Consider the following 19,729-nt stretch of genomic DNA (forward strand, 5'->3'; position numbering starts at 1 on the left):
AATGACTGTTTGCCGGACTCAATTGTGATTCAAACAAGTTTGAATCGAATACAAGACACTTGAATGTGTTTGTTGTGTTTATCTAATGAAAGATAAACATTGAGAACTTTTAAATTTGATTGAATTACTCGTAAGTAATCAATCAGTCAGCTTTCCAAATTGTTAAAGAGCTAGATTTCTTTCGAAACCATTTTTAAATATTTTCAGATAAAAACACTTAAAGATGGTGGAGCTATGCGGGATCGAACCGCAGACCTCCTGCGTGCAAGGCAGGCGCTCTCCCAGCTGAGCTATAGCCCCATCTTTGTATCTAGTCGATATTGGTGGGTCTGAGTGGACTCGAACCACCGACCTCCCGCTTATCAGGCGAGCGCTCTAACCAGCTGAGCTACAGACCCAATATCGTCTCTTTTACTTTCTAAACCTAATCAATCTGTGTGGACACTCATCGTGGTATCTTCGTATAAGGAGGTGATCCAGCCCCAGGTTCCCCTAGGGCTACCTTGTTACGACTTCACCCCAGTCATGAACCACAAAGTGGTGAGCGTCCTCCCCGAAAGGTTAAACTACCCACTTCTTTTGCAGCCCACTCCCATGGTGTGACGGGCGGTGTGTACAAGGCCCGGGAACGTATTCACCGTGACATTCTGATTCACGATTACTAGCGATTCCGACTTCATGGAGTCGAGTTGCAGACTCCAATCCGGACTACGACGCACTTTTTGGGATTCGCTCACTATCGCTAGCTTGCTGCCCTCTGTATGCGCCATTGTAGCACGTGTGTAGCCCTACTCGTAAGGGCCATGATGACTTGACGTCGTCCCCACCTTCCTCCGGTTTATCACCGGCAGTCTCCCTGGAGTTCCCGACATTACTCGCTGGCAAACAAGGATAAGGGTTGCGCTCGTTGCGGGACTTAACCCAACATTTCACAACACGAGCTGACGACAGCCATGCAGCACCTGTCTCAGAGCTCCCGAAGGCACACCTGCGTCTCCGCTGGCTTCTCTGGATGTCAAGAGTAGGTAAGGTTCTTCGCGTTGCATCGAATTAAACCACATGCTCCACCGCTTGTGCGGGCCCCCGTCAATTCATTTGAGTTTTAATCTTGCGACCGTACTCCCCAGGCGGTCTACTTAACGCGTTAGCTCCGAAAGCCACGGCTCAAGGCCACAACCTCCAAGTAGACATCGTTTACGGCGTGGACTACCAGGGTATCTAATCCTGTTTGCTCCCCACGCTTTCGCATCTGAGTGTCAGTGCCTGTCCAGGGGGCCGCCTTCGCCACTGGTATTCCTTCAGATCTCTACGCATTTCACCGCTACACCTGAAATTCTACCCCCCTCTACAGCACTCTAGTTCACCAGTTTCAAATGCAGTTCCGAGGTTGAGCCCCGGGCTTTCACATCTGACTTAATGAACCACCTGCATGCGCTTTACGCCCAGTAATTCCGATTAACGCTCGCACCCTCCGTATTACCGCGGCTGCTGGCACGGAGTTAGCCGGTGCTTCTTCTGTTGCTAACGTCAAGAGATAACGCTATTAACGTTACCCCCTTCCTCACAACTGAAAGTACTTTACAACCCGAAGGCCTTCTTCATACACGCGGCATGGCTGCATCAGGCTTTCGCCCATTGTGCAATATTCCCCACTGCTGCCTCCCGTAGGAGTCTGGACCGTGTCTCAGTTCCAGTGTGGCTGATCATCCTCTCAGACCAGCTAGGGATCGTCGCCTTGGTGAGCCATTACCTCACCAACTAGCTAATCCCACCTAGGCATATCTTGACGCGAGAGGTCCGAAGATCCCCCTCTTTGGCCCGTAGGCATTATGCGGTATTAGCCATCGTTTCCAATGGTTATCCCCCACATCAAGGCAATTTCCTAGGCATTACTCACCCGTCCGCCGCTCGACGCCCATTAACGCACCCGAAGGATTGTTAATGTCGTTTCCGCTCGACTTGCATGTGTTAGGCCTGCCGCCAGCGTTCAATCTGAGCCATGATCAAACTCTTCAATTTAAGATTTTGTGACTCAACGAATACTGACTTCAAAACCAATATTTACCGAAGTAAACATGTAATTCTAAAGCTATTACCCCTCTCTTCTTAAATAAATAGGAACAGAATGGTAATGAATTGACTGTGCCGAATAACTACAAGTAGTTAAACGTATTGGTCACTCAGTTCATTGAAATCAATTTTGATTCCGAAGAATCTGTTTTATCTAACGATAAAACGTTTTGATATTCATCAACGAGTGCCCACACAGATTGATAGGTTTAAATTGTTAAAGAGCTTAACTTCTTGAGCGTTCCTTTTAAGTAAGGAGCCTCTCGAAGTGGACGGCCATTCTAGCGAATTAACATTCAGTGTCAAACACTTTTTGAAAATTAATTTTTTGTCGCTTTCCGTCTTACTGATTCTTGCTGAAGCCTTGTGGCGTCTGCCGTCTCAGTGGTGTCGCATTATAGGGAACCCTCTCAGCTTAGCAACTACTTTTTCATGAAAAATGAATAAATAGGGGTTAACTGCCTAATAGTTCACCTAAACGTAAAAAAGAGAGCATTTCTGCTCTCTTTTTGCTCAAAATCTAAGGGTATTGTTAGATAAATGCGTAAGCATCAGCGTACATATGGTCACGCTTTGCTTCTTTATTCTGAGTAAATAGGTCTCTTGCAGCGCCCGCCATTTCAAAACGACCTGCAATATAGATATCGAAATCAGCTAATGATTCGAAACTTTGCATAACAGCCTCAAGCACATTACCTGTTTGGCCATGCCAAACTTCCGGTGCTTCTTCTACTACCGGTACAAAGTGCACATTGCTATGCTTTTCTGCAATGCCAACCAACTCTTCTTTAGCATATAACTGGCACTCATCTTTTGCGCCCCAGTATAGGTAGATCTCTTTCGAGCTATTTTGCGCGATGCAGTGTTCAAGAATAGAGCGCACGTAGCTGAAACCCGTACCACCAGCAATAAGTAATAGAGGGCGATCGCTTTCTTCTTTGATCCAAGCATCTCCGTGTGGAGCATCAATCGCAATATCGCCATCTTCAGCTTGTGCCTTCTTCATCGCTTCAACCACTTCTAGTGCGTAAGCGTTGTGCTCGGCAGCACCAATGTGCAGCTCAAGCTCACCTTCGTGGCGGCAAGGGCTACTTGCGATAGAGAATGGGCGCTTATCTTTCTCGCCCATTTCAACCATCAGGTACTGGCCCGCTTTAAAAGCGACCGGTGTTTCTGGGTGAAGTAGGATTTGGTAAGTATTACAAGCCAAAGGCTCGATAGACTTCACTTTACATTTAATAGTCATGTTCTTCCTCTTACTAACCCTTAATCGGCAAAGGTTAGAACTAAATTACTTTCTGCAAATGCTTGGCAAGCAAAAATCCAGCCTTGTTGCTGCTCTTTCTCTGTGAGCATGGGTTCAAGGTGGTAACTCACTTGCCCTTCTAATTTTTTGCACATACACATTGCGCATGCGCCAACTTGGCAACGGTTTGGGAAATAGATATCGCTGTTGAGCGCAGCATCCAAGACCGTTTGCCCTTTTTCTACTGTGAAACTGATGTTTTCTGGGTATAAGACTACTTGGTAGCTCATGAAATTCCTAGCTGTTCCCAGATGCTATCAATCTTTTTCACAACATCAGGATCTTTTGTGATTGGTACACCCCACTCACGCAGGCATTCACCTTCCCACTTATTGGTCGCATCGAGACCCATTTTTGAGTGTCCAGTTTCGTTCTGCAGGAATAACGTATCTCTCGCCGGATCCATTCTTGTCGTTACAGCCCAAATGATGTCATTCCAATCACTCACATTGACATCGCCATCACACACGATAACAAACTTGTTCTCATCAAATTGAGACCAAACCGCTTCCATGATTTTCTTACCATTACCGGCAGCTTGCTTATCAATAGACACCACAACCATGCTGGCATTGTCGTTTTGCAGGTGAACATCAATAATTTCAGGATGAACCTTGGTTAACTCAGCCAAGCTACCCTCAATATGTTCACTATTTACAGGTGCTGTTTGGACATCTGGCGATAACGCTAACTCTGCGTCCCACTTCTTAGTAATATCTAGACCCATCTTAGAACCTAACCCAACCACGGGTGAGGCAAAATCCAATGAATCGATCGGCGTGTTCTCTATCATCAGGCTATCGCGTGACGGATCCATATGTTCGCACATCGCTGCGGTTACTTGAGACCAATCACGTGCATTCACATCTTCATCACACACCAATACAAATTTGGTGTACATGAATTGGCGTAAGAAAGACCATACACCCATCATCACTCGCTTAGCGTGACCTGGGTATTGCTTCTTCATGGTCACGACTGCCATTCGGTACGAACAACCTTCAGGCGGTAGATAGAAATCTTCAATCTCTGGGAACTGCTTTTGAAGAATAGGCACAAACACTTCATTTAGCGCAACACCTAATACCGCTGGCTCATCAGGTGGACGGCCAGTATAGGTGCTGTGATAGATAGGGTTCTCGCGCATGGTTACATGAGTAATAGTAAACACATGGTGCTTTTCTTTCTCGTTGTAGTAACCAGTATGATCTCCGTAAGGCCCTTCATCTGCGAATTCATTCGGGTCGATGTAACCTTCCATCACGATTTCTGCACTTGCGGGAACTTCTAAGTCGTTGCTGATTGATTTAACGACCTCAGTTTTACTACCACGTAGTAAGCCTGCAAACGCGTACTCAGATAAACTATCCGGCACTGGCGTAACCGCACCAAGAATGGTGGCAGGATCAGCACCAAACGCTACCGATACTGGGAATGGTTTCCCAGGGTTAGTTTCCATCCAATCACGCAGATCCAATGCTCCACCACGGTGGGCTAACCAACGCATGATGATTTTATTCTTGCCGATCTTCTGCTGACGATAGATACCTAAGTTTTGGCGTTTCTTGTTTGGACCACGAGTAACCGTTAAACCCCATGTTAGCAATGGCGCGACATCATCAGCCCAACAGCTCATCACAGGGATTTTATCTAGGTCGACGTCATCGCCTTGCCATACCACTTGTTGGCAAGCCGCTTTGCGAAGGCGTTTAGCTGGCATGTTTAAGACTTGCTTAAACACAGGTAGTTTATCAAGAGCGTCTTTAAAGCCTTTTGGTGGCTCAGGTTCTTTTAGGTAAGCAAGCAACTTGCCCACTTCACGCAGTTCTTTGACTTCTTGACGTCCCATACCAATAGCAACCCGATTAGGTGTACCAAATAGATTGGTCAAAACGGGCATGTCATAGCCTACTGGATTTTCAAACAAAAGAGCCGGGCCACCAGCACGTAGAGTACGGTCGCTAATCTCGGTCATTTCGTAGTCTGGATCGACTGGGTGAGAAATGCGTTTCAACTGACCAATACTTTCAAGATGGTCGATAAAATCACGTAAATCTTTAAAACTCATAGGACTTCTACATGCTGATTATTCTGCGCTCAGTATATCAAAAAGGGTGACGCTGAGGTCCCCCTTTTTAGTGTGGTTATTGAGAGGCAAAATCCACTTTACGGTAATGCTTGCTCGATCAAAGAACTCTTCACCTGAGGGTTATCATTGACGAGATCTTGCAACCATCGCGTATGACCTTGTTTGGCGAGTTCACGCGCAACTAATGGTGCTTCATCAGCAATCGCCATCCTAGAGACAAGGAACAGCTTCACCTCTTCTGATAACGGGTTAACTTTGGTAAGCAAAGTAATCGCTTCATCTTTCAAACGCGGGTTCTTAGTCGCTGCCATCACCTGTTCAAGCGCGAACGTTTGTTTGGTTTCAGCAAGGCGAACTAGCTCAGCTTGGCTATGATAATCGGCCTTCATTCGCCATAGAATTTTGTAAACCTCTGGGTCTTCGCTCACTTGCGCTAATCGAACCACCACCTCAGTAGAAGGTAACCAACTAACAATAGAAGATGCGGTGAGTTGCTTAGTTAGGTAATCAACCGCTTCAGGAGACAAACTGTCTAGCTCTCTAATGAGCAACGCTTCTCGCGTTTGAACTTGATGTTCAGATCCAGATAACCACTCTTTTAGGTCGAGTTCCTGTTTCTCTGCATCTAGCACAAATACCAATGTCTTCTGATCTTGACGCCATTGTTTAATAAGGCGATTAGCAATTGAAGGGTAATTAAAGGCAGGTACCGTAAACTCATAGCCATCGCCACGTTCTAAGACTTGATAAGTGGGCGTGATAGCAAGTTGCTGCTCGATGAAGATAGACATCTTGGGTGTGAGTACGATTTTTTGCTGTTCAAGCTTCTTCAAGAGTTGGTAACGAGCCACCTCTTGCTGGGGAAATGTCAGGCGCTCAAGCGCAAAGCGTAGCGAATTGACTTCGTCACGTACGACAAGCTCTAGTAGTTCAGCAGTTTTCAGTTTTACTTGATCATTCTCAAGCCAAGACTCTACTGTAAGTGGAGACATCTCGGTGGCATAGCTCATACCAACCGGTGAAAATAACAGTGAAGTAGACAGGAGTAATGATGACAACAGTCCATGTTGCATTTTAACGTCCTTGTAACACTTTTGCTCATTCTGCAAGCTGGCGCTACAAAATGCAAATAAAAAGCGCCACCCGAGGGCAGCGCTTATTAAATACGATCAGCTAATCAATATTACTGACGACGCATTGCGTCAAAGAACTCATCGTTCGTTTTCGTCATTGCTAGCTTGTCGATAAGGAATTCCATTGCGTCGATTTCGCCCATTGGGTGAACAATCTTACGCAGGATCCACATCTTCTGTAGTTCATCGTTCTTGGTAAGAAGCTCTTCACGACGAGTACCAGAGCGGTTGAAATCAATCGCTGGGAATACGCGTTTTTCAGCAATCTTACGGTTAAGGTGCAGTTCCATGTTACCTGTACCTTTGAATTCTTCGTAGATAACTTCATCCATCTTAGAACCAGTATCAACCAGTGCTGTTGCGATGATCGTTAAGCTACCGCCTTCTTCTACGTTACGTGCCGCACCGAAGAAACGCTTTGGACGATGTAGAGCATTCGCATCAACACCACCAGTAAGAACTTTACCTGATGAAGGAATCACAGTGTTGTAAGCACGAGCTAGACGAGTAATAGAATCCAGTAGGATAACTACATCTTTCTTGTGTTCAACAAGGCGCTTCGCTTTCTCGATAACCATTTCTGCAACTTGTACGTGGCGAGATGCTGGCTCATCGAATGTTGAAGCAACTACTTCGCCTTTAACTAGACGCTGCATTTCTGTTACTTCTTCTGGACGCTCATCGATAAGTAGAACCATTAGTTCACACTCAGGATGGTTACGTGCAATGCTTTGAGCAATGTTTTGCAGAAGCATTGTCTTACCCGCTTTAGGCGGAGCAACAATCAGACCACGCTGACCTTTACCAATTGGAGATGCAAGGTCAAGAATACGAGCCGTAATATCTTCAGTCGCACCATTACCCGCTTCCATCACCATACGTTCGTTAGCGTGAAGAGGAGTAAGGTTTTCGAAAAGAATCTTGTTACGTGCGTTGTCTGGCTTGTCGTAGTTAACCGTGTTTACTTTAAGCAGTGCAAAGTAACGCTCACCGTCTTTAGGTGGACGGATTTTACCGCCAATAGAGTCACCTGTACGTAGGTTAAAACGACGAATTTGGCTTGGTGATACGTAGATATCATCTGGGCCAGCCAGGTATGAACTGTCGGCGCTACGTAGGAAACCAAAACCGTCTTGAAGAATTTCTAGAACACCATCACCAAAGATGTCTTCACCACTTTTTGCATGCGCTTTAAGGATGGAGAAGATAATGTCTTGTTTTCTTAGGCGAGCTTGATTTTCAAGACCTAAGCTTTCGCTAAGTTTAACAAGCTCAGACACAGGTCTGTTCTTCAGTTCAGTAAGATTCATAGTGGTGGAAGTTTGTTTAGTCAAAATAGGATCTGTTTTCTTAAGTTAAGAAGGATTTGGTCACAGGATCGACCAAGAAGAGAAATTCGTTCAATTAACGTGCGATAAATTAGCACTAAAACTAAGACTAGTCCATAGCTTAGAAAAAACAAAACCGCGCATTTGTTAACTGCACGGTTTCTTTTCAAATGCTGACCTGATTAAAGGTTAGCGTCTAAGAACTCTTTAAGTTGAGTTTTAGATAATGCACCAACTTTAGTCGCTGCTACGCCGCCATCTTTGAAAAGAAGTAGCGTTGGAATACCGCGAATACCAAACTTTGGTGGAGTACCAGCATTTTGGTCGATATTTAATTTACCGATTGTGAGCTTGCCTTCGTACTCGTCTGCGATTTCATCAAGAATCGGCGCAATCATTTTACATGGACCACACCATTCTGCCCAAAAATCAACAAGAACAGGGCCTGCAGCATTGATTACATCGTTATCAAAACCGTCATCAGTTAGCTGCAAAATCTTATCACTCATCTTCCACTCCAATGTATTTTTTAGAACTGGTTGGATGATAACCAGTAAATAGATGCCCTATTGGAATGTATTTACTTTCGTATTGCAAGCTTAAGCTGATATTCTATAGCAATGAAAAAGACGCATATCACAGAGCAAAAGTTCGCCGACTTGGATTTACTTCCGCAAGTCATTGAAGGATTGGAGAAAAAAGGGTTCGATTATTGTACCCCTATCCAAGCCTTGGCGCTCCCGGTACTGCTCACCGGCCAAGACATTGCAGGCCAGGCCCAAACGGGTACTGGTAAAACGCTTGCGTTTCTTACTGCTACTTTTAACCACCTGCTAAAAACATCTGAGCATGAAGGGCGTAAGCCTAACCAGCCACGTGCGATTATTATGGCACCAACGCGTGAACTCGCGATTCAGATCTACAACGATGCTGACTCTCTGGTTGAAAGCACAGGTATCAAGGCAGCACTTGCTTACGGTGGCGAAAGCTACGACAAGCAACTAGGTAAAATCGAAGAAGGCGCAGATATCTTAATTGGTACGACTGGCCGCATCATCGATTTCTACAAGCAGAAGGTATTTAACCTTAACCACATTCAAGCTGTTGTTCTTGACGAAGCTGATCGCATGTTCGATCTTGGTTTCATCAAAGACATCCGCTTCTTGTTCCGCCGTATGCCTGAGCCAAAAGATCGCCTGAACATGCTGTTCTCTGCGACATTGTCTTACCGCGTACAAGAGCTAGCGTTCGAACACATGCACAACCCTGAGCATGTTGTTGTTGAGCCAGAGCGTAAAACAGGTCACCGCATTCAGGAAGAACTGTTCTACCCATCAAACGAACACAAAATGGCACTGCTGCAGACTCTAGTTGAAGAAGAGTGGCCAGAGCGCGCTATCATCTTCGCTAACACTAAGCACAAATGTGAGTCTGTTTGGGGTCACCTAGCTGCAGATGGTCACCGTGTTGGCCTGCTAACTGGCGATGTTCCTCAGAAGAAACGTGAAAAGATTCTTGAGCAATTCACTAAAGGTGATGTTGACCTGCTTGTCGCAACCGACGTTGCAGCACGTGGTCTACACATTCCTCAAGTAACACACGTATTCAACTTCGACCTACCTGATGACTGTGAAGATTACGTTCACCGTATCGGCCGTACAGGTCGTGCTGGTGCAAGTGGTCACTCGATCAGCTTTGCTTGTGAAGATTACGCAATCAACTTGCCACCAATCGAAGAATACATTGAGCACGCGATCCCTGTGTCTGACTACGATGCTTCTGCACTGCTAGAAGATCTACCAGCACCATTGCGCTTACGTACACGTAACCCGCAACAACGCCGCTCAAACAACAATGGCCCACGCAACGGGAACCGTAAACCAAACCAGAACCGTCGCCCACGCCAACCGCGTCATAACAAGGAAGCTTAGTCGCTTATGAGTCAAACAGTGTCACCCCCGCTTTACGCTGCAATCGACCTCGGGTCGAACAGTTTTCATATGCTCGTTGTGCGTCATATCGATGGCAGCGTACAAACCATGGCTAAAATTAAGCGCAAAGTGCGTTTAGCTGCAGGCTTAGATGAAAATAATGCGCTTAGTACAGAAGCCATGCAGCGCGGTTGGGACTGTTTGAGTCTCTTTGCAGAGCGACTTCAAGATATTCCGAAAGAAAATATCCGCATTGTCGGTACAGCGACCCTACGTACTGCTATCAATGTGGATATATTTCTAGAGAAAGCGAACCAGATCCTTGGTTACGACATCAATGTTATCTCCGGAGAAGAAGAAGCTGCGACTATCTATAAAGGCGTAGCACACACTTCTGGTGGCAGCGGCCGCCGACTGGTTGTTGATATTGGTGGCGCAAGCACCGAGATGATCATTGGTGAAGGCTTCTCAGCGAAAGCCCTAACCAGCCTAAAGATGGGCTGTGTTACTTGGCTTGAGCGCCACTTTAAAAACCGCCAATTAACCGCTACCAACTTTAACAACGCCATTGAAGCGGCGAAGTCGACGTTGGCTCCTATCCTAGATAGCTACACTGATATCGGATGGGATGTGTGTGTGGGCGCCAGCGGTACCGTTCAAGCACTGCAAGAGATCATGTTGGCGCAAGGCATGGATGAAGTGATTACTCATGCCAAACTTAAGCGTCTACAGAAACAAGCGATGATTACTGAGCGCTTGGAAGAGCTAGAAATCGAAGGACTTACCCTTGAACGCGCATTAGTGTTCCCGAGTGGCCTTTCCATTCTTATTGCTATTTTTGAGTTGCTTGAAATAGATTCAATGACACTCGCAGGCGGCGCACTCCGTGAAGGCCTAGCCTACGAGATGGTTGATGAGCTTCGCCAAGAAGATATCCGAGCGCGTACCATTAAGAGTGTTCAATCACGCTACCAAATGGACGTAAGCTACGGTGAACAAGTTGCTGTAGTCGCACAAACGCTGCTAGACCAAGCGGGCGCCGAAGCGTGGGTTTCAGAACCTCAAGCTGGTGTGCTATTGCAAACGGCAGCTAAGCTTCACGAGATTGGTTTAACCATCGATTTCAAAAAAGGCGGTGAGCACAGCGCTTATCTGCTGCAAAACTTAGACCTACCTGGCTTTACTCGAGCGCAAAAGCACTACTTGGGTGAGTTAACTCGTCGCTACCGTGAACAGTTAACCTCATTACCAGAGCAACACGCTATCTCAGGCACCAGCAGCAAGCGTATTTTACGTATTCTGCGTTTAGCTATTTTGCTGACCCACCGTCGTAACCCAGCGCTAGAGCCTGAGTTCAAACTGACGACGAATGACAACAATCTAACCCTAACGCTTTCTAAGCAATGGTTAGCTGACAATCCGCTGACCGCTGCAGAGCTAGAGATCGAGTCGAATAGACAAACCGATATTGGCTGGCCATTGAATATTAAATGCCTCTGATATTAGTATCTGACGCTAGAAATTAAAAAAAGCCCAAGTTAGTAGACTAACTTGGGCTTTTTCTTATCGCTGCATTAATGCTTTGTGTTACAAATCTCAAACTTAAGCGTTCACGCCTGTCGCTTTAAAGTCAGGGTTCACTGCGGTTAGCTTTCTAACAATGTAGTTAAGAAGCACGCCGTACATAGGCACGAACAAGCCTAAGCTGATGATAAGTTTGAATCCGTAATCGACTAAGGCAATCTCAGTCCAATGCTCGGCCATAAATGGATCTGGGCTTTGGTAGAAAGCAATCGCAAAGAATGCGATGGTATCAATGGCATTACCGAATAACGTTGAGCATGTTGGGGCTACCCACCACTGTTTAAGCTGACGTAGGCGGTTAAAAACATGTACATCCAAGATCTGACCCAGTAAATAAGCCATGAAGCTCGCCGCGGCGATACGTGCAACAAACAAGTTGAACTCACCTAGTTGGCTAAAGCCTTGGAATGAACCTTCAAAGAACACCACTGACAAGAAATAAGAAACGGCCAGAGCTGGTAGCATCACTAAGAAAATGATTTTACGGGCAAGCTGCGCGCCAAAAATGCGTACGGTCAGATCGGTCGCTAGGAAGATAAACGGGAAAGTGAAAGCACCCCAAGTGGTGTGCATACCGAAGACGGTAAAAGGTAGCTGAACCAGATAGTTGCTTGACGCAATAATCACCAAATGGAACAAAACTAATAGTGCTAAGGCTTTGCGCTGTTGCGCAGGGGTAAAGTTACTCATGCTGTACCTTTTTAGTTTGGTTTGGGGGTGAGGGAACCCAAATCGAGTCATTTCTTCGAATAATCCAAGAAAGCTCTTACCAATAATGTGAATTAAAAAATGTATCTAAAAATTGCTCTGCTGAGCGGCGGGCGATTATACATTAATCAATATTGGCTGCAACGGTGAGAACAAACGCAAACGTTTATTCTCACTTTTATTGGTGAATAGCTCTAGAAGCTGTGTTTTAGAAGAGATGCCAAAAGTTAAAAACCGCGCTTAAAAAGCGTCGCGAGATAATCAAACTCTTCTCGGCTTTCTTCAGCGTTTAACGACTCAAACCAAATTGATTCACTGTAATGTTCGGACTTTAAGAACATTCGACAATCTTCAAAATCAATCAACCAAGAGTGCATATCGGCGTCCCATTGTTTTTCAACAACAGACGCTGACAGCAACGCCACCAGCTTTTCACCTAGCACTTCGTAAGAATCAAAATCAAAACTTGGAGACGTAATCAATAAACGCCCTTCCTCAGCTAAATACTCTCTTAAGCCAAATTCTGTTTGTGTTGTCATGTCCCTATCAACCTTATTCTTTTTCTATTAGTTAGACGTTTCTTGCAAACTAACCGTGTGTGGTGATGTGTTCTTGAATCAAATCTAAGAATGGGTCTGCGTACTTATCGAGTTTACGTTGACCGACACCGTTGACTGCCAGCATTTCTCCGTATGAAGTAGGTAGTATTTCAGCCATATCAATCAAGGTCGCGTCACTGAATACCACATATGGTGGCAAGCCATCTTCATCAGCAATCGACTTACGCAGCTTACGCAGTTTCGCAAACAGCTTCTTATCGTAATTCTTGCTGCTTAACTTATCGGACTTAGCATTACGCACCGCTGTATCTAAACGAGGAACAGCCAATTCCAAAGACATCTCACCGCGCAGCAGCGGGCGGGCTTCTTCTGTTAGCTGTAAAGTTGAGTTACGAGTGATGTTCTGGAACAGCAAGCCTTTATGAATCAGCTGACGGAAGATACTGATCCAGTAATCATGACTGTGATCGCGGCCAATACCGTAGGTAGATAGCTTATCGTGACCATTATCGCGGACACGGATGTTCTGCATGCCTCGCATTACTTCGACCACGTAGCCCATACCAAATGACTGATTCACACGGTACACACAAGACAACGCCTTCTGTGCTTCTTGGGTCGCGTCAAAGTGTTTTGGTGGATCTAAGCAGATATCGCAGTTGCCACATTGCTTCTCGCGATATTCGCCAAAATAGTTAAGCAGAACCTGACGACGACACGTTTGCGCTTCAGCAAAGGCACTCATCGCATTCAGCTTGTGCATCTCAACTTGTTTCTGTGGGCCTTCTTCTTTCTCATCTAGCATACGACGCAGCCAACCCATATCAGCCGGGTCAAACAACATCATCGCTTCAGCAGGCAAACCATCACGACCTGCACGGCCTGTCTCTTGATAGTAAGACTCGATATTACGTGGGATATCAAAGTGCACCACGAAACGTACGTTGGGTTTGTTGATGCCCATACCGAAAGCCACAGTCGCGACCACGATCTGAATATCATCGCGTTGAAAGGCTTCTTGAACGTAAGCACGCTCATCGGTGTCCATACCAGCGTGATAACCCGCGGCGCGAATACCGTTATTGCACAGCTTCTCGGTCACCATCTCCACTTTCTTACGGCTACCACAGTAGATGATGCCGCAATTGCCCTTTTGTGTTTCTAGGTAGCGAACCACCTGTGACACGGGTTTGTGCTTCTCAACCAAGTTGTAGCGAATATTAGGGCGATCAAAGCTGCCTAAGTAAGTATGCGGGTCCAGGAGCTGTAAGCGCGAGATAATATCTTTGCGCGTCGCATCATCAGCGGTTGCTGTGAGCGCCATGTAAGGCACATGCGGGAAATACTGTTTAAGCTGACCTAATGATGCGTATTCAGGGCGGAAGTCGTGACCCCATTGAGAGATACAGTGCGCTTCATCGACTGCAATCATCGAAAGCGGTAAACCTTGAAGACGCTCGATAAAATCACGCATCAACACACGCTCTGGTGACACATACACCATTTTCAGCTGACCTGAGTTCATGCGATTGAACACATTCAGCAATTGGTCACGTGGCATTGAAGAGTTAATACACTCAGCAGCAACACCATTGGCCTTCAGTTGATCGACTTGGTCTTTCATCAACGAGATCAGCGGCGAGATAACCAGAGTCAGCCCTTCACGAACCAAAGCAGGGATTTGGTAACACAGAGATTTACCACCACCGGTTGGCATAATCACCAAGCTGTCTTTGCCTTCAACGGCCAAATCAATGACCTCTTGCTGACCATCGCGAAAGCTTTGATAGCCAAACACATCTTGTAAGATGGTTTGCGCATCATTCGCGGGAGTTGGTATTTGCTCAGCAATCAGAGTGGCGGTCATTGTGGTTCCTAATCGAGGTATGAAATCAGCAAGCATCTTCGGCAAGCAAGTCGCACATTGTAGAGGGGAACGCTGGCGAATTAAACCGCAAATTGTTAGGTGAAAAGGGTTATCGCTCCTATACTGACCAACTCTCTTATAAATCTTATTAATAAGCACTCAGTGCTAGAGAAAGATGCATGACACAGGAAGAACAACAACGTACGCGCCAAGGAGTTTTGCTTGCCGTCGGCGCCTACACAATGTGGGGTATCGCCCCTATATATTTCAAATCTTTAAGTGACGTTTCCCCGTTAGAGATCCTCAGCCACCGTGTAGTATGGTCTTTTTTCCTACTCGCTTTCTTACTGCACATTGGCCGCAGCTGGCGTAAAGTCCGCGATACCCTGACCTCAAAACCAAAAATGCTCTATTTGGTAGCGACGTCTATTTTGGTGGGTGCTAACTGGCTGATCTTTATCTGGGCGGTGAACTCCAATCACATGCTCGATGCCAGTTTGGGGTATTACATCAACCCGCTGATTAACGTGTTACTTGGGATGCTCTTCCTTGGCGAACGCTTACGTAAGCTGCAATGGTTTGCTGTGGCTCTGGCTGCGATTGGCGTATTAATCCAATTAATTGCCTTCGGCTCAGTGCCTATCGTCGCCATTGCCCTAGCCTTTAGCTTTGGTTTTTATGGCTTGCTGCGTAAGAAAGTCAGCTTAGAAGCACAAACGGGTCTGTTCATTGAAACTCTGGTGATGCTGCCTCTCGCCGCAACCTACTTACTGTTTATTGCCGATAGCCCGACCTCAAACTTATCGATGAACCCGATGCAACTCAACCTATTACTGGTTGCTGCCGGTGTGATCACCACGGTTCCATTGCTGTGTTTTACTGGCGCTGCAACTCGCTTGAAGCTATCAACACTCGGTTTCTTCCAGTACATCGGTCCAAGCTTGATGTTCTTACTGGCGGTTCTGATCTACGGCGAAGCCTTTACCTCAGATAAAGCGATCACCTTTGCTTTCATATGGGGAGCACTGGTTATTTTCAGCTTTGATGGCCTGCGTAACAACAAGAAGAACAAACGCGCGAAACAGTGATATTGATCGTTTTTTACAAGACAATCCCTTAATACGCAGATAAGCTTGGTTGAATTGATGACTATTTGACCAAGCTTTTTTGTACCATGGATAAAGTCCACTACTACTCTACCCCAACAGAAGATATCAGCCTGATCCAAGCTCAATACCAAGAGTTTGCTTTTCAGCGTCACTATCATTTGGACTTTCACATCGGCTTAATTACCCAAGGGCAGCAAAAATTCGCCTATAAAGGGGCGAGCCACCATGTCGGTGCAGGCCAAGTGGTTATCATGCCACCTGATGAGCTGCATGATGGGCACTCCAAACTCGATTCAGGTTATCAAGTCAGTGTGTTTGCAGCTTCTCCCGAATGGTTTCAAGATCTTGCCGATCCCAAGCAAAATGGTCACACATTGGGCTTTTCTGAGTTGATCCTCTCCGATCAAGCGACTTTTTTACAATTGCGTAACCTCCATGGGCTGCTTATCAATCCAAACATCAGCCAACTCGCTCAAGATTGCTTACCATTCGAGGGGTTCTCAACGATTGTCGATCGTTATGCAAAATTTGGATCGAAGAGTGACATCAAACTGGGTAATCAATCGATTAATACACTCAAAGACTATTTGATGGCGAATTTGGACCAGCCAGTGCGATTAGAACAACTGTCTGAGCTGTGCGGCTTAACCACAACTCAATTCCAACGCCACTTTAAGAACAGAATGGGCATCACCCCTTACGCGTGGCTGAGCCGTTTACGTATGGAACAGAGCATGCGCCTGATTAAATCTGGGATCTGTGGTACTAAAGTCGCGCACCAAGTAGGCTTCTATGATCAAGCACACTTCTCCAAGGCATTCAAAACCACATTCGGCGTACCACCCTCACAAATCAACTAAGTGTTGATAATTTACAATTGCTCGATTTCAAATCGCGGTAAGCTACGCTCAATACGATTACTTATTTAATAATAGCGGCAACGTTATTGAGAACTGACATGAACGAAGTCACCATACTGATCACCCTCGCCTCTATCCATTTCATCGCTTTGATGAGCCCCGGCCCTGACTTTGCGTTAGTCGTGCAAAATGCGACACGCCACGGCAGACAAACAGGCTTGTACATTGCGCTTGGTTTATCTTGCGGGATCTTACTGCATTCGTTGCTCAGCCTGACGGGAATCAGTTACCTAGTCCACCAACAACCGACATTATTTGCCATTATCCAACTAGCCGGCGGTAGCTACTTACTGTACTTAGGTTACGGAGCACTTAAAGCAACCTGGCAAATCATTCAGAACCACGATGATGATGCCGATACCGTCAATTCCAACGATCTGATTCTGACCAACAAGCGTCAGGCATTTTCGAAAGGGTTTGCGACCAATATTCTCAACCCAAAAGCTTTGGTGTTCTTTATTAGCTTGATGTCGAGCTTAGTGCCTGCCGACATGTCTCTATCAGGTAAAGGCTTTGCGCTTATTATCTTGTTTGGTCTGTCTCTGTTTTGGTTTTCACTACTGGCGTGGATGCTTTCGACTAAGGCTCTACAGAAGAAACTTAGCGAAGCAACGGTATACATCGATGGCTTATGTGGCGTGGTATTCAGCCTGATTGGCGCGAGTATTCTTTGGCAGTCGCTGTCCGGTTTAATCGCTTAAATTCGAATCAATATTACAATTCGTTAACAACGCACTGGCTATCTAATCTTTCCGCTGCCAATCTAGCTCTGCATATTAAAAGGAGAAGATCATGCAGTGGAAAACAAAACTAACAACCCTCGCCACTTCTACCCTACTTTTTGCCTCTCACGTCAGTTGGGCAAATCAAGCTGCCGATTCCGTCGCACCCGAACAAAGTAGTGGTTTAGAAACCAAACAACTCGTTAAAGCCAACGATTGGATGGTCACCGCAGCCAACCCTCTTGCAACACAAGCCGGTGCTGATGTACTTGCCCGTGGTGGTAACGCAATTGACGCCATGGTTGCAGTGCAGCTTATGCTTGGCTTAGTGGAACCTCAGTCATCAGGTATTGGTGGCGGCGCGTTCCTTGTCTATTTTGATGGCAAAGACAAACAGCTCAAGACCTACGATGGCCGTGAAACTGCGCCACTTGATGCCACCCCACGTCTATTCCAAGACGAAAACGGACAACCGCTTAAATTCTATGATGCCGTGGTTGGCGGTCGTTCTGTTGCCACGCCGGGCACGGTGCAATTGCTGTGGGACACTCACCAGAAATACGGCAAGCTCGAATGGGCATCACTGATTAAACCTATCGCTCAGTTAGCTGAAGAAGGTTTTACTATCAGCCCACGTTTAGCCACCTTGATCGAAAACGACCAAGAACGTCTGAGCCGCTTTGCGACAACTAAAGCCTACTTCTTCAATGCCGATGGCAGCCCGAAAGCCGCTGGCACGCAACTTAAGAACCCTGAATACGCGGCAACGTTACACGCTATCTCGAAGGATGGTGCTAAAGCTTTCTACCAAGGTGAGATTTCTGCCGACATCATTAACACAGTACAAACAGCGAAAGGTAACCCGGGCGTATTGGCACAGAAAGATTTCGACGCCTATTCGATCAAGCAGCGCGAACCGGTTTGTTCTGCTTATGAAAGCTACGATATTTGCGGAATGGGGCCACCAAGCTCTGGTGCGTTAACGGTTGGACAAATCCTTGCAATGACTGAGCAGTTTGACCTCAAATCATGGGGGCCAAACGACGCAAAATCTTGGCAAGTGTTAGCAGACGCTTCTCGCTTAGCCTTTGCAGACCGTGGTATGTACATGGCAGACCAAGATTATGTGCCTATGCCAACCCAAGGGTTAGTGAATACTGACTATTTGCAGGAGCGTGCTCAGTTAATTACCGCAGGTAAGGCATTAGACAGCGCACCTTCAGGCACCCCACCGTGGGATCATGCGATGCAGAGAAGCCAAGATGTTTCTATTGAGTTGCCGTCCACCAGCCACTTCAACATTGTCGATAGTGATGGCAATGTCGTATCGATGACCACCACCATCGAGAACGCATTTGGCTCACGCCTGATGGTAAGAGGATTCCTACTCAACAACGAACTGACCGACTTCTCATTCAAGACTCATAACGATGGCAAGCCTATCGCGAACCGACTTGAACCAGGTAAGCGTCCACGTTCTTCAATGGCGCCGACCATTATCATGCAAGACGATAAGCCTTACATGGCAATTGGCTCTCCGGGAGGCAGCCGTATCATCGGTTATGTGGCACAAGCGATCATTGCTCACACCCAATGGGACATGGATATCCAACAAGCGATCAACCAACCACACTTCCTAAATCGCTTCGGTACCTTAGATTTGGAAAAAGGAACATCAGCGGAAAACTTCAAACCTGAGCTAGAAAAGATGGGATTTGAGGTCAACGTTCGCGATCTTAACTCGGGTTTACACGCTATTCGCATCACAAAAGATGGTCTAGAAGGTGCTGCAGACCCTCGCCGTGAAGGTGCAGCTATTGGCCAATAGGGAATAATCCTCCCTTTTTACTCGCAGCCTTGTGCGAGATCTCTCACAAGGCAGTGAGTAAATATCGATATTTAACTGCGAAATTAGGCACCTAGATACTGTAACCATTTGAAATTAAACAATACGTGCATTTATCATTCAAATAATTATATAGAAATTCGCTTATGCACCATTGCTGATAAATAAGGAATCGGTAATATGAATGATGTCGGAAGGATGCTGACACGGAACAGGAAACGCCAAGGACTTGGTTATCTTCAGGATGAAGATTCGATTACTCAGGATGAATAATCGGCATGGATAGCGAAATGGACATTGAATGGACGCAATAGTAACTAGGATGGTTGCTACTAAGGAAAGACAATGGACACCTCTGGACGAGGAAAGGACTGAACATCAGGATGATGTAAAGGACACCGCTCAAGGAACAAGTGACGCGCGCTAACGAGGATTGTTGGCAGATCAGGATAAGATCAAGGACACCGCTAGGAAGGCGACGAAAGGAATACGCTGAAGGATAACAGCACACTATCATGGATTTGATGCATGGAGCACACTTAGTAGCCGGATTGCT

Annotated in this window: 15 protein-coding genes, 2 tRNA genes and 1 rRNA gene; 6 read left to right on the forward strand and 12 right to left on the reverse strand. The window is 46.2% G+C overall.

From position 1 onward, the window contains the following. Nucleotides 1-224: 224 nt before the first annotated feature. The 9 genes from BCU07_RS20415 to trxA all read right to left on the reverse strand — a co-directional run bounded on the left by BCU07_RS20415 (nucleotide 225) and on the right by trxA (nucleotide 8,435). Nucleotides 225-300 (reverse strand) — tRNA-Ala (locus BCU07_RS20415). A 21-nt stretch (nucleotides 301-321) separates the two neighbouring features. Beyond that, a tRNA-Ile gene (locus BCU07_RS20420) sits at nucleotides 322-398 on the reverse strand. 66 nt (nucleotides 399-464) lie between these two features. Next, a 16S ribosomal RNA gene (locus BCU07_RS20425) occupies nucleotides 465-2,019 on the reverse strand. Between the two features lie 583 nt (nucleotides 2,020-2,602). Next, nucleotides 2,603-3,316: an NAD(P)H-flavin reductase gene (fre, locus tag BCU07_RS20430; RefSeq protein ID WP_102428202.1), complete on the reverse strand. Its 714-nt coding sequence runs from the start codon at nucleotides 3,314-3,316 to the stop codon at nucleotides 2,603-2,605. Nucleotides 3,317-3,336: 20 nt separating this feature from the next. After that, the gene (locus BCU07_RS20435; RefSeq protein ID WP_008224727.1) at nucleotides 3,337-3,606 is read right to left on the reverse strand and encodes a 2Fe-2S iron-sulfur cluster-binding protein; all 270 of its coding nucleotides are present in this window, start codon (nucleotides 3,604-3,606) and stop codon (nucleotides 3,337-3,339) included. After that, nucleotides 3,603-5,444, reverse strand: coding sequence for a 4-hydroxy-3-polyprenylbenzoate decarboxylase (ubiD, locus tag BCU07_RS20440; protein ID WP_017059250.1), 1,842 nt, complete (start codon nucleotides 5,442-5,444; stop codon nucleotides 3,603-3,605). Before ubiD ends, BCU07_RS20435 begins: the two co-directional genes overlap by 4 nt. 98 nt (nucleotides 5,445-5,542) lie before the next feature. Then, nucleotides 5,543-6,538: a hypothetical protein gene (locus tag BCU07_RS20445; protein WP_017059249.1), complete on the reverse strand. Its 996-nt coding sequence runs from the start codon at nucleotides 6,536-6,538 to the stop codon at nucleotides 5,543-5,545. A 110-nt stretch (nucleotides 6,539-6,648) separates the two neighbouring features. Next, the gene (gene rho, locus BCU07_RS20450; protein WP_017062978.1) at nucleotides 6,649-7,908 is read right to left on the reverse strand and encodes a transcription termination factor Rho; all 1,260 of its coding nucleotides are present in this window, start codon (nucleotides 7,906-7,908) and stop codon (nucleotides 6,649-6,651) included. 200 nt (nucleotides 7,909-8,108) lie between these two features. Beyond that, entirely contained in the window at nucleotides 8,109-8,435 is a 327-nt protein-coding gene (gene trxA, locus BCU07_RS20455) for a thioredoxin TrxA (protein WP_010440700.1), read from the reverse strand. 111 nt (nucleotides 8,436-8,546) lie between these two features. On the opposite strand from trxA, the gene rhlB reads away from it, so the two are divergent. Both rhlB and gppA read left to right on the forward strand, forming a co-directional pair. After that, complete coding sequence (gene rhlB, locus BCU07_RS20460) at nucleotides 8,547-9,857, forward strand: ATP-dependent RNA helicase RhlB (protein ID WP_017062979.1); 1,311 nt, start codon at nucleotides 8,547-8,549, stop codon at nucleotides 9,855-9,857. 6 nt (nucleotides 9,858-9,863) lie between these two features. Continuing rightward, on the forward strand, nucleotides 9,864-11,357 hold the full coding sequence (gppA, locus tag BCU07_RS20465) for a guanosine-5'-triphosphate,3'-diphosphate diphosphatase (protein ID WP_017062980.1): 1,494 nt from the start codon (nucleotides 9,864-9,866) through the stop codon (nucleotides 11,355-11,357). 102 nt (nucleotides 11,358-11,459) lie between these two features. Here the strand turns inward: gppA and BCU07_RS20470 are convergent, their stop codons facing one another. The 3 genes from BCU07_RS20470 to recQ all read right to left on the reverse strand — a co-directional run bounded on the left by BCU07_RS20470 (nucleotide 11,460) and on the right by recQ (nucleotide 14,576). Next, entirely contained in the window at nucleotides 11,460-12,131 is a 672-nt protein-coding gene (locus BCU07_RS20470) for a 7-cyano-7-deazaguanine/7-aminomethyl-7-deazaguanine transporter (RefSeq protein WP_017061333.1), read from the reverse strand. Nucleotides 12,132-12,376: 245 nt separating this feature from the next. After that, nucleotides 12,377-12,688, reverse strand: coding sequence for a DUF3630 family protein (locus BCU07_RS20475; protein ID WP_017061332.1), 312 nt, complete (start codon nucleotides 12,686-12,688; stop codon nucleotides 12,377-12,379). Nucleotides 12,689-12,737: 49 nt separating this feature from the next. Further along, nucleotides 12,738-14,576: an ATP-dependent DNA helicase RecQ gene (gene recQ / locus BCU07_RS20480; protein ID WP_017065746.1), complete on the reverse strand. Its 1,839-nt coding sequence runs from the start codon at nucleotides 14,574-14,576 to the stop codon at nucleotides 12,738-12,740. A gap of 179 nt (nucleotides 14,577-14,755) precedes the next feature. Between recQ and rarD the strand changes: the two genes are divergently transcribed. From rarD to ggt, 4 genes are all read left to right on the forward strand, one after another. Further along, nucleotides 14,756-15,664: an EamA family transporter RarD gene (rarD, locus tag BCU07_RS20485; RefSeq protein WP_017061330.1), complete on the forward strand. Its 909-nt coding sequence runs from the start codon at nucleotides 14,756-14,758 to the stop codon at nucleotides 15,662-15,664. A gap of 86 nt (nucleotides 15,665-15,750) precedes the next feature. Further along, the gene (locus tag BCU07_RS20490) at nucleotides 15,751-16,545 is read left to right on the forward strand and encodes a helix-turn-helix transcriptional regulator (RefSeq protein WP_102428201.1); all 795 of its coding nucleotides are present in this window, start codon (nucleotides 15,751-15,753) and stop codon (nucleotides 16,543-16,545) included. Nucleotides 16,546-16,643: 98 nt separating this feature from the next. Next, complete coding sequence (locus tag BCU07_RS20495) at nucleotides 16,644-17,306, forward strand: LysE family translocator (protein ID WP_102428200.1); 663 nt, start codon at nucleotides 16,644-16,646, stop codon at nucleotides 17,304-17,306. A 91-nt stretch (nucleotides 17,307-17,397) separates the two neighbouring features. Next, nucleotides 17,398-19,155 (forward strand): gamma-glutamyltransferase, encoded by a 1,758-nt coding sequence (ggt, locus tag BCU07_RS20500; protein WP_017062985.1) that lies wholly within the window; start codon nucleotides 17,398-17,400, stop codon nucleotides 19,153-19,155. The last annotated feature ends 574 nt before the right edge of the window (nucleotides 19,156-19,729 follow it).

Source organism: Vibrio sp. 10N.261.54.E10, assembly GCF_002877735.2.
GTDB lineage: Bacteria > Pseudomonadota > Gammaproteobacteria > Enterobacterales > Vibrionaceae > Vibrio > Vibrio crassostreae_C.

Excerpts from the sequence above, each read along its gene's own strand:
- BCU07_RS20445 (WP_017059249.1), bottom strand. The coding sequence starts at position 6,538 with ATGCAACATGGACTGTTGTCATCATTACTCCTGTCTACTTCACTGTTA.
- rarD (WP_017061330.1), top strand. The coding sequence starts at position 14,756 with ATGACACAGGAAGAACAACAACGTACGCGCCAAGGAGTTTTGCTTGCC.
- rho (WP_017062978.1), bottom strand. The coding sequence starts at position 7,908 with ATGAATCTTACTGAACTGAAGAACAGACCTGTGTCTGAGCTTGTTAAA.
- recQ (WP_017065746.1), bottom strand. The coding sequence starts at position 14,576 with ATGACCGCCACTCTGATTGCTGAGCAAATACCAACTCCCGCGAATGAT.
- gppA (WP_017062980.1), top strand. The coding sequence starts at position 9,864 with ATGAGTCAAACAGTGTCACCCCCGCTTTACGCTGCAATCGACCTCGGG.
- BCU07_RS20470 (WP_017061333.1), bottom strand. The coding sequence starts at position 12,131 with ATGAGTAACTTTACCCCTGCGCAACAGCGCAAAGCCTTAGCACTATTA.
- rhlB (WP_017062979.1), top strand. The coding sequence starts at position 8,547 with ATGAAAAAGACGCATATCACAGAGCAAAAGTTCGCCGACTTGGATTTA.
- BCU07_RS20495 (WP_102428200.1), top strand. The coding sequence starts at position 16,644 with ATGAACGAAGTCACCATACTGATCACCCTCGCCTCTATCCATTTCATC.
- fre (WP_102428202.1), bottom strand. The coding sequence starts at position 3,316 with ATGACTATTAAATGTAAAGTGAAGTCTATCGAGCCTTTGGCTTGTAAT.
- ggt (WP_017062985.1), top strand. The coding sequence starts at position 17,398 with ATGCAGTGGAAAACAAAACTAACAACCCTCGCCACTTCTACCCTACTT.
- BCU07_RS20490 (WP_102428201.1), top strand. The coding sequence starts at position 15,751 with ATGGATAAAGTCCACTACTACTCTACCCCAACAGAAGATATCAGCCTG.
- ubiD (WP_017059250.1), bottom strand. The coding sequence starts at position 5,444 with ATGAGTTTTAAAGATTTACGTGATTTTATCGACCATCTTGAAAGTATT.
- BCU07_RS20475 (WP_017061332.1), bottom strand. The coding sequence starts at position 12,688 with ATGACAACACAAACAGAATTTGGCTTAAGAGAGTATTTAGCTGAGGAA.
- trxA (WP_010440700.1), bottom strand. The coding sequence starts at position 8,435 with ATGAGTGATAAGATTTTGCAGCTAACTGATGACGGTTTTGATAACGAT.
- BCU07_RS20435 (WP_008224727.1), bottom strand. The coding sequence starts at position 3,606 with ATGAGCTACCAAGTAGTCTTATACCCAGAAAACATCAGTTTCACAGTA.